Raw genomic sequence first — 15,926 nt, forward strand, 5'->3', positions numbered from 1 at the left:
TATGCGTCGCGGCGAGTTATGCCAGGCTGAGGGAGGTCTTTCCAGGTGGGGCGACTACGGCGATCGACATTGAAAAATCTCGGTTTCTCCTTTATGCGGAGGCAGAAACCGGTCCGATTGAGCGCGGCTCTGCGGAGGAATTTCCCGTGATCTGCGGCTCTCCCCCTCGCTGTGCAGATGACTTAGAAAGCGGTTGGCGACAAAAATGATAATGCCGAACGATGATCGCTGGCGTAGCCTGCGCGCTCAAATGCTGTCCTTTTTAGCTGACCGCCCGCGCATCCAGCGTCAACTCGCGGCGGTCGCGATTGATGGTCTTCTTTGCATCGCTGCGGTGTGGATTGCCTTTTCACTCCGCCTTGGGGTGTGGGACCTGTTTTCGATACCCATCGCGACCTTCGCGGCCGTGGCGCTGCTGGTCTGGTATCCCATCGCCTGGAAAATTGGCGTTTATCGCTCTTTGATCCGTTTTTCGGGGGCGAGAACGATCGCCGATCTGGCCGTTGCGTGCGCCATTCTGGCTCTCCCCCTCTTCGTCGTTTGCGTGGTGTTCCGGCTCCCCTCGGTCCCGCGAACGCTCTGCGTGCTGCACCCGATCATCTTTCTGCTTCTGCTCGGATCGAGCCGGATCGCAATCCGGTTCGTCCTGCTCGACCTTCTCAAGGTCGTATCGGTCGATGTGCGCCGCGTGCTCGTTTACGGCGCCGGCCGCGCCGGACAGCAGCTTGCACTGTCGCTTCGCCACGAACCCCAGGTGCTACTCGTCGGATTTGTGGACGACGACCTGCGGCTCGATGGCCAGCGCCTTGATGGCGTGCCGGTTTTCGGCGCCAATCGCCTGGCCGAGATACTCGCGGATACCGACGTCGACGAGGTGCTGCTCGCGATCCCGAGCGCATCGCGCGCCCGGCGGCGCGAGATAATCGAAACGCTTCAGGATGAAGAGGTCTTCGTCCGCTCGCTTCCCAATCTGACCGGCATCATCGAGGGTTCGGTTACCGTCAACGATCTGCGCGAAATCCAGATCGAAGAGCTTCTTGGGCGCGAAACCGTCGCGGCGAACGAGTTACTTATGAGCAAGACGACCGCCGGGAAGGTGGTTCTGGTCTCGGGAGCGGGCGGCTCGATCGGCAGCGAATTGTGTCGCCAGATCATCCAGTGCCGCCCGGCGCGCCTCATTCTGCTCGAGCAGTCCGAATATGCGCTGTACGCGATCGAGCAGGAACTGATCGAATTGATGCACGAGCTTGAAATCGAAGTGCCACTGGCACTCGAATTGGCGAACGCATCCGAACGTTCGTCGATGAGCCGCATCTACAAGCACCACAGACCCAACACGGTATTCCACGCTGCCGCCTACAAACACGTTCCGCTGGTCGAGGCCAACCCCATCTCGGGCCTTCGCAACAACATCATGGGCACGCTGCACAGCGTCGCCGCGGCCGAGGCCGTGGAGGTCGCCAATTTCATTCTGATCAGCACCGACAAGGCGGTCCGCCCGACCAACGTCATGGGCGCCTCGAAACGCGTGTGCGAGCTCATCCTTCAGGCGCGCGCCGCGCAGCCGGGGGTGACGACCGTGTTCAGCATGGTCCGCTTCGGCAACGTCCTCGGATCGAGCGGCTCGGTAGTGCCGCGCTTCAAGGCGCAGATCAAGGCCGGCGGCCCCGTCACCGTCACCCATCGCGAGATCACGCGATATTTCATGACCATCCCCGAGGCCGCGCAGCTCGTCATCCAGGCAAGCGCGATGGCGAGGGGCGGCGAGGTATTCGTGCTCGACATGGGCGAGCCGGTGAAGATTTTCGACCTCGCCACCAGCATGATCCATCTGTCGGGACTGAGCGTGCGCACCGCCGAGCATCCCGACGGCGACATCCATATTGTTGAGACGGGGCTCCGCCCCGGCGAGAAGCTTTACGAGGAACTGCTGATCGGCGACAATCCCCAGGAAACCAATCACCCGCGGATCATGCGCGCCCGCGAGCGGATGATGTCCTGGGAGGATCTCGATCGCGCGTTGCAGACGCTCGATACGGAGATTCGCGGCGGCGGCGACGGCACGGCCGCGGTGCGGATCATCCGCGGGCTGGTTCCCGAATATGTCCCCGATGCGGGATGGGTCGAGCGGCTGAGCGTCGGCAGGAAATAACCGCAGCCCGCGCCGCGATATCCGGGTCAGGCGCTGGCGGCGGCCACGACGGCATAGGCGGCGGCCGCCGCCGCCTGCATCTCCTCATCGGTCAGCGTCGGATGGACCAGCCACATCAGACTGGTGTCTCCCAGTTCGCGGGCGACGGGCAGCCGCTGCGCGGGCCTTGCGCCCGTGCCGTCGAATGCCTTCTCGAGATAGACTTCCGAACAGCTTCCCTGATAGCATGGCACGCCGCGCGCGTTGATTTCCGCAATGATGCGATCGCGACCCCAGCCATCCGCCAGCCTGTCGGGCCGGACATAGGCATAAAATTTATACTCGGCGTGAACGCTGCCGTCCTCGCTGGGCAATCGCGGCACCCGAATGCATCCCTCCGGCCCCGCGAAAGGCGCCAGCGCGTCGCGAAGAACGGCCGCGTTGCGCGTCCGCGCCGCGGTCCATTCCGCCATGCGCTTTAGCTGGATGCGGCCGATCGCGGCCTGCATCTCCAGCATGCGCCAATTCGTCCCGATGCTTTCATGCAGCCAGCGGAATCCCGGAAGATGATCGCGATCATATACCGCGTCCCAGCTTTTCCCATGATCCTTGAACGCCCACATCCGCGACCAGAGGGCCCGATCGTTGCAAGTGACCATGCCCCCTTCCCCGCCGGTCGTCATGATCTTGTCCTGGCAGAAGGACCAGGCGCCGACGTCGCCGATCGATCCCACGCTGCGTCCCTTGTAGCGCGCGCCGTGCGCCTGCGCGCAATCCTCGATCACCCGGATTCCGCGAGCTTTGGCGAGCCCCATGATCGGGTCCATATCGGCGGGCCATCCGCCCAGATGAACGACGATGATCGCTCGCGTGCGCCCTGTCAGCCGCGGCGCAATGGTCGCGGCCGAAATATTGCCGCTGTCCGGGTCCACATCGGCAAAGACCGGCACGGCCCCCGCGTTGAACACGCAGCTGACCGATGCGAGGAAGGTCCGCGGCGTGACGATGACCTCGTCGTCGGGGGCGCCACCGTTGACGCTGCCGATTCCCAACCCCTGCAGCGCGAGATCGAGCGCGACCGTTCCGTTCGCCAGCGTGATCGCATGATCCGTTCCCGTCCATGTCGCGAATTCGCGCTCGAACTGACGGCATTCATCGCCGGTCCAGTAATTCACCTTGTTGGAACGAAGCACGGCGGCAACAGCCGCCACCTCTTCCTCACTGAAGCTCGGCCAGGGGGCGAAGGGGGTATTCAGCATCTATCTTTTTCCATGATACGCGCCGGATTTCCAACAACGGTGGCGCCTTCGGGCACGTCCTTCGTCACCACCGCCCCCATGCCGACAGTCGCACCGGCACCGATACGAAGGCCTTGGCGGATAATCGCCCCCGATCCGATATAGGCGTGATCGCCAATAGCGACATTGCCGTTGCAATGCACGCCCGGCGCTAAGGTCACATAGTCGCCGATCACACAATCATGCTCGACATAGCTGTAGAGATTGGCGTGAAAGCAACGGCCGATGCGAATGTTCGAGGTCAGCGTGACGAACGGCGACAGCAGCGCGCCAGGGGAGATCTCCACATCGTCCATGATGACGACATTGGCGGCTGTCGTCCCGATCACCGCGACCCCCGCCTCGCGACAACGCCGGTCGAGCCTTTCCCGGATGCGCGAGTTGGCAATCGCCAGAGCCGTTGCCCCCGCCCCGGCGCTCTCGCTCACGAAGCGGTCGAACGTCCAGACCAAATGGCCGTTCACCGTCTCCGTCTGCGGAGCGTCGTCGATGAATACCAGCTGGGCACCAGCTTCGGCCAGCTCGGCGCGCAGCAGCGGCATGATGCCGCGCCCACAGCCACTCGCGCCATAGATGCCATAGAGCGCTGCGGTCATTGCCCCGGCGTCCCCTGGAACTTGCTCATCGTCACCTCACCCTCCGCGCTGATGCCGTCGCGCCGCAATACTTTGGCTATCGTCATCAGGATGATCTTCAGGTCGAGGCCGAGGCTGCGATGATCGACATACCATGTATCCAGCACGAATTTTTCTTCCCATCCAAGCGCGTTGCGCCCTTTGACCTGGGCCCATCCGGTGAGGCCGGGACGCACTTCATGCCGCCGCGCCTGCTCCGCATTGTATAGCGGCAGATATTCCATCAACAGGGGCCTGGGGCCGACAAGGCTCATGTCACCTTTGAGGACGTTCCACAGTTCCGGCAGTTCGTCGAGACTGGTTGAGCGCATGAGCTGCCCCAGCCGGGTCATTCGTTTCGCATCGGGAAGCGGATTGCCGTCCCGGTCATTCGCGTCCCTCATGGTACGGAACTTGATCATCCTGAACGGCCGACCGTGAAGACCGGGGCGCCGCTGCACAAAGAAAACGGGACGCCCCGTCCTCCAGCCTATGGCTATCGCGCATGCCAGCAGCACCGGTGAAAAAAGCACAAGGCCGATCAACGATCCAAGAATATCGACCAGCCGCTTCATTTCATAAGTCCATGAAAGCCAAAAGTTTCTGATTCTGCTTATGGACGTCGAAGCGCTCCTCGGCCAGTTTCCGGCTTTCCGCGCCCATCGGCACGATGGCGTCCGGATGATCGGCGAAATACCGCATTGCCTCCGCCAGGGCGGCTGGATCACGCGGGGGGACCAGAAAGCCGTTACGCCCTTCTTCCACGGTTTCACGACAACCCGGCACGTTGGTGGTCACGATCGGCAAACCCATCGCCATCGCCTCCTGCGTGCTGCGCGGAACGCCTTCACGATAGGAAGGGAGAACGAATATGCCGGCCTGGGACAACCAGTCCCGGACGGGAACATGGCCCGGCCATTCGATTAGGCCTTCCTCCACCCAGTCCTTCACTTCTTCCAGGGGAATGGCGGCGGGATTGGCGTCATATCCGCCCACCAGCAGGAAGCGGGTATCGGGACGACTCTGCCGCAGGATACGAGCGGCGGCGACATATTCGCGTACCCCCTTGTCCCCCAGCAGCCGGCCGATCATGATGAAGGTGATCGGCGCATGCACGTTGGGCAAGCTATAGTCCCATTCCTTCAGGTCCAGCCCGATGCCGCCCAGCAAAGCCGCTTGCGATGGAGAAACCAACCCACGTTCGATGAATTCCGCGCGATCGTCCGGGTTGAGAAAAACGACACTGTCCGCCCGGCGCAGCGCCACGCGATAGAGAGCCGATACAATCCGCTGTAGCAGCATCTTGCGCCAACCGATCTCCGGTCCGTGCGTGAAGGCGAAACCCAGCCCCTCGATCATCGTGTAGCGCCGCGGAACGCCGGCCAGCCAGGCCGCGATCGTCCCGTAAATGACCGGCTTGATATAATAGCCAAGGATGGCGTCGGGCTTGTGCAGGCGCAGCAGGCGTCGCAAATTCAGCAGCGACGCCGCATCCTTGAGAGGATTCATCCCCGTCCGCGCGAGACCGAAATCGACCGGCACGACCCCGTTGTCGCGCAGCCACGCCCGCGACGCATCGTCGTGATCGGGCGCAAATGCCAGGACTTCGTACCCCCGGCGCACCATTTCGATCAGCAAAGGTCCGCGAAAATTGAGCAGCGACGACGCGAAGTTGGAAATTACGGATATTTTCATAAATAGCCGACTCGACAATCAGATAATACCGAAAGTTAAAGATATTACATACTTTATCAATCCAAATGTCATTGCAACAACCGCAATAATATTAAATGAAGTTTTACTAATTTTTATAGAGTCAAAAAATGATGCATACATAAATGGTATAAACAACCAAGACATAAATGCAAATCTATTGGAGTAACCTCCGTGAGCAAAGAAAAAATATGGCATACATAGAAGTATATAAATTTTAAGAATAAGTGATACATACTCCTTATTTTTTATAGAAAAGAAATTACTAGAAAAGTAAAAAACAACCCCAATTGCAAATGTATATATGAAATAGTATATATTAAATCCATAAAATTCCGACTGTGATCCATAGCTAACTACATCATCATAAAAAGATGATTCAAAATACATTGAAAATCTATTAAATATTATATCTGTTATTCCAAAATAATATCCAAGAGCAGCAGCAACAAATATTAAAAACGCCTGATGCTTATTTGCAAATAATATGACAACAAAAGGAATTATCATTACAGATGATTTGTGCATTCCAAATGAAATGATGAAAAATATGGTTGAAAATATGTACCTTTTGCATGAGAAAAAATAGATAGCTATATATGCAATTGGGAGGGAAAGCCCCTGTCTTAAGCCATTTAATGTTGCAGCAAGATACCAATTTGATGAAAGTAAAAATCCATATAGTAAAAACAATCTCGAGCTATCTATTCTCTTATGAAAGAGAATAGCTAAACATATTAATAGAGAGTTAAGTGTAATAAATAATATTATAATATAGAAATTATAACTAAACCCTAAAAATGATATAATTTTTGATAAAATCTGGAATAAAAATTCATATTCCCATGCGTTATATCCTGTAGATAGGGATTTATAATAGTTCATATACGCGTTATAATCAGTACCAATATCTGAATCTCTAAATCCAACTAACGCAGACATGGCAAAAATTAGAAATATAAGATAGTAAAACCCGAAATTTCTACTAAATGGTTTCTTTTTAATATCTTCTTGCGATCGAATCATAAGATCGACCTTTCAGGGAAAAAATTGAAATTACATCTGATATATAATGAAAACATAATAACAATCCGCGATATCAGACACAAATTCCATCAATGCCAAACGACTTATTAAGCAAATTGATGATGTCGCCTTCTTTGCATTATCCGAAGAACAGGTTCCGGAATAATGGACAACAGCCTCAAGGGGAGCCACAAGGCGAAGGATTTCGCAATATCCAGTTCGCGGTAAAGATTGAGACAAAATGTATCGCCGCGCAAGGCGCATCCGGCCGCATTGAACAGCGCTGCTCGATACAGGAATTTTCTGGCTTGCGGAGCCGTATCGGCGGCGATGCGCCTCTCCTGCAATTGCCTGTCCAGCCAGGCAACGAAAAATGGAATCTCACGGCTCGGGTTCCGATCGCTCCTGTTTTCGGCGTCCTCGTTCACACAGGCCCCCAATGCGGTGCTATAGGCGATCCCTCCGGCAAACGCCGCCTGAATCCATATGATCACATCCTCGCCCTTTTTGACATTTTCCGGGAATCGATCAATTCCGGAAAGGATATCCCTCGCAACGCAGGCGGTCGAACTGTTCACGAGCGAGAAGCTCCGGGAATATTCCGCGAAAAAGCCCGCGGCATCGGCAACGAAATCGGGCGCCTCCGGCTGCCTTTTACGATATTTGACCCCATTCCTGACGACCGCATGCGCGCAACTGTAAAGGCCGCGCTCCGGATAGGAAATGATCAGTCGATTCAGTTCCTTCAGATGCTGCGAGGTCCATGTGTCGTCCGCATCGAGAAATGCGACATATTGGCCCTTTGCTTCCGATATTCCGCGATTGCGGGCAGCGGAGACGCCCGAATTCTGCTGCGTGATCATTCTCACTCTGTCCGATGTGAGGCCACGCACGACGTCCGGGCCAGCGTCGGTGGAACCATCATCCACGACGATGACCTCATAATCTTCGAATTGCTGCCCCAGCACGCTTTGCAGCGTCGATCCGATATGCGATCCCTTGTTGAACAAGGGGATGACCACGGAAAATCGGGGAGAAGCGGCCATCTGCTAGCAGGCCTCGGCCAGCTTGCTCGCAGCATCGCGCGCGCGCGCGCGCCATTGCGGGATATTCTCCGCGAGGATATCCCTTATGCGCCCCTCTTCCTTCAGAAGAAGCTCAAGTTTTTCGGTGAGCGTCTGCAAACTCAACATCGGGGTGTCCAGCACCACGGGGATATCCCCAAAGAGGTCCCTGTTGATCCCCCTCGCCTTGACGCTGTAGGAAATGGAGATCGTCGGCACGCCCGACGACAAGCCGGCAATCGTCGCATGCGTCCGCGCGCCGATGAAGAAGCGCAGCTTCGCGATCACGCCTTTGATCTGTGCGGCGTTGAAAGTCGACGGCATGATCGTCACCGCCTTGCCCAGATCGCCGAGATCCCCGAGCATCGTCGCCATATAGGCGGCGTCGCCGCTTTCAGGGCCGGCCCCGACGGGATCGACATGGGGTATCAGAAGGACGCCAAATCCTTGCGCGACGGCGAAGCGAATGAACCGCATCGTTTCCTGGCGCAGATCCTGACCTTCCCTCCGATAGCGTTCGATAAGCGGGGAGATGTTCAGACCAAGAACGCCCGCGCCGCCGCTGGTCGGCCAGAAGGGCGCGGTATCAACTGGCTCGAGGACGAGCGTGAAGGCGGGGTCTGCCATCAGCGAAACATTGCCGAGGCCGAGCGTCCGAGTCAGATAATCATAGGAAACCTGCTCACGCACCGCGATGTTCGACATGCGCGCCAGATGATCGCGGATGACGGGCACGAACTGCGGCTCGGCTTCGAACGGCCCCACCGATGCTCCCCACAGGAACATGGGACGCCCCATATCCATCGCCAGCCGGTCGATCCCCATCGTCAGCGAGGGCAAGCGATAATCGAGCGAATAATTATCGCCGCCCACGGCGATCACCGCATCGACGCCGCCGATCTGCTCGTTCAGCCAGCGCGGAAAGGGAAAAGGCCAGCCGCTCCGTTTCAGCACGCCCAGCGGAATACGCTGCAAATGGGTCCAGAAACGGGTGTGCGCGGGAACATAGGCTTTCACAAACCGCACGCCGAAGCGATCGGCATCGGGCCACTGCCGGCTGTCGCGCGCGATATCGTCCGAAGGGACCAATATCTCGCACGGTCCCGCCACCTCGTTCAGCATCATCGCGGTGCTTCGCACGATCGCCTCGCATCCGCGATTCTCGAAGGTGCGGTGGCCGGTGAAATAGAAACGTTTCAACTCAGAATCTCCAGATGGTCGCGGTGCGGCTTCCGCGCGGAATAGCAGGTCTTTATATTTTCGTTCGGCAGGCCCACCGCGAGCATCATCATGATGCTGTGCTCGGGCCTGACCGGCAGCAATTTGCGTATCTTCCTGTCGTCGCCTGGCGTTTTGCTCCAGTTCAGGCAACAGCTTGCGTAGCCAAGGGCGTGCAGCGCCCAGACCAGCGACATCGAGAACATTCCCCCATCGATCCAGTGCTGATACCGCTCGCCTGCCGCATCGAACGCCGTGAGATCGGAACAGATGATCAAAAGGCAGGGAACCTCATGTCCGAATCCGCGATTGCCGTTCTGAAGCGACAGCGCGCGGTCGATAATCTCCCTCGACCGCAAGCAATAGACATAAGACGCCTGCCGATTGCACACCGACGGCGAATGGAGCGCCAGGCTGACCGCTTCCTCGACCACGTCCAACGGGACGGGAGCCGGGGAAAAATCGCGCACCGATGCACGGCTCCGAAAAAAGCTCTCTGGATCGGCAAGGCGCCCTGAGGCCAACTGGTCGGCGGACAGATCGCGAACGCCACCGATATCCAGTGCCTCGGCCGCATGCCGATCTCGGAACGCAACGATCCGCTGGTCGGAAATCGGTGCATTTGCGGAATCGACATAATCGCCAAGGACCTTGAAACCGATTTTTTCGTGAAAGGTAAAGCCGGACCCCGCCCGCCCTCCCTTTTCAAGATGTCGGACGAGATCCTGGGCGGCACCGATCCCCGATTGCCCCCGACGCTCGCGAAAGCTCAGGCTTTTCTCGAGCCGGTGATAGATTTTGACCGCCTTATAATCGCGTACGGTCGAGCGGTCCGTCCGCCGCCAGCCCGCATAGCGGTAGAAGCGCGCATAATCGTACAAAAAGCCAAGGCCTGCCGATGCGATATCGCGAAAGGGACGAAGGACGTCCTTCGCGAAATTGATAAAACTCATGATTCAGCCTCGAAAAATTAAGCGCTGGTTCTCAAATCCACATATTTTCTGCTGTACGTATAATAGAGGACCAGCAAAACAAGCTCACAGAGTATCGTGGAAATCGCGGCCCCGTATAATCCATATCGAGGAATGAGCAGGATATTCGCGCCCAAGTTCAAGAGCGCGACTGTCCCCATGATGTAGGACTTGTTTGCCATATTCCTTCCCGAAACGAGAAGCGATCCCACGCTGGTCGCTACGAACCGGATCGGGATCGCAATCGACAGAATAGATAATATGACGTGAGCATCTTCATATTTCTGGCCGAACAATGTCGATATGATGAAAGGGGAAAGAATGCTTACAAAAATCATGGCTGCAATGCCGGTCAGCAGCATGAACGCCCTGCCTTTTTTATAGGCTTCGACGAATCTCTCCTGATTGTGATTGGCCCAGATGTGGATTTTGGGGAGAAGAAACTTCTGATATATCACAGAGGGAAACAAATAGACTGCGGACATGACGACAAAGGCGACGTTGTAGACGCCCGCCGCCTCGTCACCTCTGATATATTTCAGCAATATGATATTGCTTTGAAAATATATGAGATGGAACACGCCCGCCGCGCCGAAGGGCCAGGCTTCCGCAAATATTCGCCGCAAGCTTGGCGCGGGGCCAGCCGGCATCGTTTCCGGCTTCGGACCATGTCCATGCAGGCTGAAATGAGCATGATACATTTGCCATAGATAATATGCACCGATTGCGACGACGATCAGCGAAACGCCCGCGTACGCAAGCGCCGCCTGTTCGAGCGAGATATGCCTGGTCAACAGGAAGGCGAACGCGGCGAGCGCGATCAGCCGCAGGAGGTGCGGCAAAAACTGCCACAACGCCAAGGCGAGGTAACGGGCCTCAAGTTGCAGCCGTGAACTCACCAGCTCGACCGCAATCTGGCTGAGAAGGAACGCCGACAACAGGACCAGCAGCCCGCGCATAGTGGCGTCGTGCGGCCCATAAAAAGCCCAGAGCGCAAGTCCCGCAAGCACAAGCGCGGTCGATCCGACGATATAGCGCAGCGATCCGCGAAGCCAGCGCATACCCCCCCATCCCTCTTCGCCAAAGATCCGGAGCCATAACGCTCCCAACCCAAAGCTTGCCAGGGGCGCGATGAGGGTGACCGTGTTCAGCGCGGCGGCGAACGCCCCAAATTCCGCTGCGTCCAATCGGCGGGCCAGCAGGACCTGCACCAGAAATGCGCAGCCCGCTCCCGCGAGCGACCCGAACCAGAGCAACGACACCGCGCTCGCGGCGCGTAAATGGCCCGCCGATATCCGATTATTGGTTGTTGCCATGCGAAAGCTAATGCCCCTCGGCAACAGCGGACGTCATCCAGGGCCGAGCCGATCTCATTGCTCCATCACTTTCGATAATAATCGCGGAACCAGGCTACGAACTCGGCGATTCCGTCGCGAAAATCGGTCTGCGGGCGGTAGCCGGTGAGGCGCTGGAGAAGCTCGGCATTGGCCCAGGTCGCGGGTACGTCACCCTTCTGCATTTCCATATAATTGCGGATTGCCTTCTTGCCGAGGCAATCCTCGATCACATCGACGAAATCGAGCAGGCGCACCTTGTCCGAATTACCGATGTTGACGATGCGGAAAGGCGCCACCGGTGAAAGGCTGTCGCCCGGCTCGATCGCTTCATCGGCAGCAGGCCGCATGGGTACTGCGTCGATCAGCAAGCGGATGCCGCGCACCAGATCGTCCACACAGGTAAAGTCGCGGTACATATTGCCCTGGTTGTAGATATCGATCGGGCGGCCATCGAGGATCGCATCGACGAATTTGTACAGCGCCATGTCGGGCCGTCCCCATGTGCCATAGACGGTGAAGAAGCGGAACATGGTAATCGGCAGGTTCCAAAGATGCGCATAGCTGTGCGCCATGCTCTCATTAGCTTTCTTGGTAGCCGCATAAATGGTCAGTTGCGTGTCGGCCTTCTCGGTCTCGACGAAAGGCATTTCCTCGTTCGCGCCATAGACCGAGGAGGTGGACGCCATCAGCAGGTGGGCGACCTCCAGCCGCCGCGCTGCCTCCATGACGTTGAAGGTGCCGACGATATTGCTGTCGATATAGGCGCGCGGATTTTCGAGGCTGTAGCGCACGCCGGCCTGGCCGGCGAGATGGACGATGACGTCGGGCCGGAACTCGTCGGCGACGCGGTCGAACTGCATATCAGCCTCCAGCATCCCCTCGACGGCAGTGAAGCCCGCCGACTGAAGCAGCATAGCATGCCGGCGCTGTTTGATCCGCACATCATAATAATCGGTTATCCCGTCATAGCCGCAGACGCTGAAACCCTCGGCAAGCAGCAGCTTCGCGAGGTGAAAGCCGATAAAGCCCGCTGTGCCCGTAATCAGAACCCGGCGCGCAGACGAAGCAGAGAGAGGAACCGCAGCCATTATTCTACTATTCCTTCCGCCTAGTTGAGGCGCCTCAGATTCAGATAGCGGAATTGCACATCGATGCCCGCCGACATGTCTGGGACGTTCACGTTGATCGAAAACCAATACCAGCGGCAAGCGTCGTTCGCGATAGTCAGACTGGTGCGCCTATGTCCGGCATCCAAACCTAAGATTTGCACGGCATCGGGATCGCTTCCCTTTTCAGCACAGGCGACGCGCGCCGTCAGCACACCCTTTTCGAGCGCAGCATCCGGATCAATTACCCACTCCATCTCATAGATCCCAGGCGCGAGTTCTACCAATTGACGGATGGCATAGCCCCGCGCGCCAGCGATCGCCGAAATCGACAAAAGCTTCCGCTCCGGCTCTATCGTCGCACCGAGATTACCCGATGAAGCGAATTGCCAATTGATCGGCGGCAGAACAGACGGCCTCGAAAAATCGGGATTGTTAAGGATCGCGTCCGTTCCCCGCGACAAGGGCGTCCGACTCAAAGCGGCCACCATTCGTCGCGCGACATCGAAATGCTGGTTATTAACCAAGCGCTGGACAAGGGCGCGGTCCGCATTGTTTATTTCGGTTTGCCGCCAAGGCGCCCCTGCGACGAGGATGCGCAGCTTTGCCGCATTCTCCAGGCTTGCCGGCTCAGATATCACCGCGTTCCAATAATGAATGGACCAGTTCGGCTTCGGTCCGATAACCGGCGCCAGCGTCGAGGCCACTTCAGGCCTCGCGGTCGCTTGGGCCATCGCCTTGATATAGATAGATCGCAACGCTTCATTGGTCGAGACGGCACGCGACAGCCACAAAAAAAAGGATGCCTCGTCACCGCGGAGCGCCGCAGCCTGGATCGACGCCGAGGTTATCAGCGAACTCCGCCGCGTAAGCTTTCCGCCGAGACCGAGCAACGCTTGCCTGCGCGCGCTGCCCGCGCGATCTGTCGATGCAATCAATATCCCCAGCGCCGCGGACGACAGCGGCTCACTGCGATATGCGGCCGACGCCAGTTTCCGCTCACGCATGGAAATCACGGCCTTCGGGTTCTGCTTTTGCCGCACGGCATAGGAAGCGAAGGCCAGATTAGCCTTCACTTGCCCCATCGGCCCCACACCGATGGCGGTCGACCGGCTCGGATATTTGACCTGGCTTGCGATCGAAGCGCTCGCCGCACCGACCAGTCCAGCCAGCACGACGGCTGCCAGCCAAAGCAATATTCGCGCGATAGTCACCGTTTCACCAAATTCTCATGTCGGCCCGACAGGATCATACGTCTTCGGTCTTGTCGGGACCATAGCTGAAGCCATAGCCATAGCCATAGCCATAGCCATAGACCTGGTTGCGAGCGCCCACTTTGGTGACGATCGCGCCAAACAGCTTCGCTCCCGACATGCGGAGCCGGTTCAGCGCCGTCGCGATGGCGCGGTTCTTCGTGGCATTGGCCTCGATCGTGAACAGCACGCCTTCGACCCGGCGCGCGATCAGCGGCGCATCGGCGAGCCCCAGAAGCGGTGGCGAGTCGATCAGGACATGGTCGAAGCGTTCGAGCAGCGTCGCGATCAGCGTCGCCAGGCGTTCGCTGCCGAGCAATTCCGCGGCGTTGGGCGGCATCTTACCCGCCGTGATGATCGAGAAGCCGAATTTAGGCAGCTCCGCGATCATGCCGCTCAGATCCTCGTCCCCCGAAAGATAGTGGCTGAGTCCCCGCTGGTTGGGAATATCGAGATAGCGATTGAGCGACGGGTTGCGAACGTCCGCATCGACCAGAATGACCGATTTCCCGGTCGCCGCCAGCACAGTCGCAAGGCAAAGCGACGAATTGCTCTTGCCTTCCTTCGGCCGGGAGGAAGTGAGCATGATCGCGCGCGGCGCGCCATGCTCGGTCAGAAAGGTTAGGTTGGTCATCAACGAGAAATAGGCCTCGTAAATCGCCGATTTCTTGTCCGCGATTGCGTCTGCAATCGGCCTGTTGAGCACCTCCGGGATCGCGCCGAGCAGCGGCAGGCCGAAGCGCGGCAGAACATCCTGCGGATCGCGCACCGAACTGTCCATCTTTTCAAGCACGAAGACGAGACCTGCCGCGAGGGCCATCCCTGCGAGAAGCGCGACGGCCAGATTGATGAGCAGGCTGGGACTGGATGGGCGCTCCGCAGGCTTCGCGCGATCGACCAACGATACGTTGTTCGTGCCAACGCCGGCGACGCCGATTTCCTTGTAACGCTGAAGTAATCCCTCGTAGAGTTGGCGATTGGAGTCGACCTCGCGTTGCAGGATCGCCATTTCGATCGATTCCCGCTGCTGATCATTGTAGCGGCTGGTCAGACCGGTCAGTTCCGCTTCCAGATCGCGCTCGCGCTTCAACGCGGCGTTATAGGCTTCCCGGTTACCCTGCGACGAGCGCCCGACCTCTTCGCGGATGCTTTTGTCGAGATTCGCGATCTCCGATCGCAGCGACGCGACCGCGGGATAATCATCGGCAAAGGTCGTGCGCAGCTGCGCAAGTTCAGCCTGTGCCACCGCACGCTTCTGGCGCAGCGCGCTGATCGTCGGGGCGTTGACCTGAGCGACGCCCGTCATCGTATTGGCGAGTTCGGCTTCTGCGGCAATGCGACCCTCGCGCGCCTTGGCGAGCGCCTGACTGATCTGGACGATGTCCGATCCCACCAGCGTTTGCGTCTTCGTCCTGCCATTATTGTCCGTTTCGGACGAAACCGTAACAATACCCTTTGAAACTGAATAATTGATCAGCGCGCGCTCGGATGTTTCCAGATTCTGTCGCAATGCGTCGAGCCGAGCCTCGAGATATTTGCGAGCATCGGAGGTCGCCGCAAACCGGCGATCGATCGTTGCCTGCACAAATTGGGCAACCCATAGATCCGCCAGTTTCGCGGACAACGCCGGCGACGGCGTCGAAAAGCCGATATCGATGAGGCTCGACGTTCGCACCGGGGAAACGCTGACTTTGTCGATCAGGATATCGACGGCCTTGTCCGTCAGGCTGCGCCTTTCGGCGCTCGACATTCCCGCATCTGAAGTCTTCAGACCGAAGGCCTCGATAAAGTCCTTATCCGCGGTCAAATTGCCCGCCCGAACGACACGTTCGGCAAGAGATTCGGATTTGAGCAACGAATATTGGGTGTTGTAGAAGGCGATCTCGTTGACAGTCGAGCGATCCCGCTGATCGTCTACCGACGTATCGACGGGCGAATCCGGCAAGACTTCGATGCGCGCGGTCGAAGTATATTCCGGGGTCGCGAGAAACGTCGCGAGAAGACCGAGCAGCAACGCGCCGACAATCGCCGACATCACCCAGTTGCGATGGCTCAGGATCGCTGAGAATATCCGCTCAATTTCGGGAAGCGACGTGGAAAATTCCCCTTCGCCCTCTTCACCATAAAGCGTCGGCGCAGGGCCGGCAGACACGATCGGTCCGCGGGCAATATCGTTCATCTGGCGGTCCATCCCT

At 57.9% G+C, this 15,926-nt stretch carries 13 protein-coding genes; 1 reads left to right on the top strand and 12 read right to left on the bottom strand.

The window, feature by feature from the left end; genetic code table 11:
• The first annotated feature begins 211 nt into the window (after positions 1-211).
• Positions 212-2,152, top strand: coding sequence for a polysaccharide biosynthesis protein (locus tag ACVENA_RS10635; protein ID WP_449328765.1), 1,941 nt, complete (start codon positions 212-214; stop codon positions 2,150-2,152).
• A gap of 26 nt (positions 2,153-2,178) precedes the next feature.
• Here ACVENA_RS10635 and ACVENA_RS10640 read toward each other — a convergent pair whose 3' ends face one another.
• The 12 genes from ACVENA_RS10640 to ACVENA_RS10695 form a co-directional block, all read right to left on the bottom strand.
• Positions 2,179-3,390, bottom strand: a complete 1,212-nt coding sequence (locus ACVENA_RS10640) for a DegT/DnrJ/EryC1/StrS family aminotransferase (protein WP_449328766.1) — start codon at positions 3,388-3,390, stop codon at positions 2,179-2,181.
• Positions 3,384-3,971, bottom strand: coding sequence for an acetyltransferase (locus ACVENA_RS10645; RefSeq protein ID WP_449328767.1), 588 nt, complete (start codon positions 3,969-3,971; stop codon positions 3,384-3,386). The genes ACVENA_RS10640 and ACVENA_RS10645 overlap by 7 nt, the downstream gene beginning before the upstream one ends.
• A 50-nt stretch (positions 3,972-4,021) precedes the next feature.
• Positions 4,022-4,618, bottom strand: a complete 597-nt coding sequence (locus ACVENA_RS10650; protein WP_449328768.1) for a sugar transferase — start codon at positions 4,616-4,618, stop codon at positions 4,022-4,024.
• Between the two features lies 1 nt (position 4,619).
• The gene (locus tag ACVENA_RS10655) at positions 4,620-5,738 is read right to left on the bottom strand and encodes a glycosyltransferase family 4 protein (protein ID WP_449328769.1); all 1,119 of its coding nucleotides are present in this window, start codon (positions 5,736-5,738) and stop codon (positions 4,620-4,622) included.
• Between the two features lie 18 nt (positions 5,739-5,756).
• Positions 5,757-6,782, bottom strand: coding sequence for an EpsG family protein (locus ACVENA_RS10660; protein WP_449328770.1), 1,026 nt, complete (start codon positions 6,780-6,782; stop codon positions 5,757-5,759).
• A gap of 107 nt (positions 6,783-6,889) precedes the next feature.
• On the bottom strand, positions 6,890-7,828 hold the full coding sequence (locus ACVENA_RS10665; RefSeq protein WP_449328771.1) for a glycosyltransferase family 2 protein: 939 nt from the start codon (positions 7,826-7,828) through the stop codon (positions 6,890-6,892).
• Positions 7,829-7,831: 3 nt separating this feature from the next.
• Positions 7,832-9,046, bottom strand: a complete 1,215-nt coding sequence (locus tag ACVENA_RS10670) for a polysaccharide pyruvyl transferase family protein (RefSeq protein ID WP_449328772.1) — start codon at positions 9,044-9,046, stop codon at positions 7,832-7,834.
• A complete protein-coding gene (locus tag ACVENA_RS10675; RefSeq protein ID WP_449328773.1) occupies positions 9,043-10,017 on the bottom strand; it encodes a nitroreductase family protein in 975 nt (324 codons plus the stop codon). Before ACVENA_RS10675 ends, ACVENA_RS10670 begins: the two co-directional genes overlap by 4 nt.
• Before the next feature lie 17 nt (positions 10,018-10,034).
• Positions 10,035-11,351 (bottom strand): oligosaccharide flippase family protein, encoded by a 1,317-nt coding sequence (locus ACVENA_RS10680; protein WP_449328774.1) that lies wholly within the window; start codon positions 11,349-11,351, stop codon positions 10,035-10,037.
• A 65-nt stretch (positions 11,352-11,416) separates the two neighbouring features.
• The gene (locus ACVENA_RS10685) at positions 11,417-12,460 is read right to left on the bottom strand and encodes an NAD-dependent epimerase/dehydratase family protein (RefSeq protein WP_449328775.1); all 1,044 of its coding nucleotides are present in this window, start codon (positions 12,458-12,460) and stop codon (positions 11,417-11,419) included.
• A 20-nt stretch (positions 12,461-12,480) separates the two neighbouring features.
• Positions 12,481-13,692, bottom strand: a complete 1,212-nt coding sequence (locus ACVENA_RS10690) for a hypothetical protein (RefSeq protein WP_449328776.1) — start codon at positions 13,690-13,692, stop codon at positions 12,481-12,483.
• Between the two features lie 34 nt (positions 13,693-13,726).
• Positions 13,727-15,910, bottom strand: coding sequence for a GumC family protein (locus ACVENA_RS10695; RefSeq protein WP_449328777.1), 2,184 nt, complete (start codon positions 15,908-15,910; stop codon positions 13,727-13,729).
• Positions 15,911-15,926 lie beyond the last annotated feature (16 nt).

It is taken from the genome of Sphingopyxis sp. 550A, assembly GCF_053569535.1.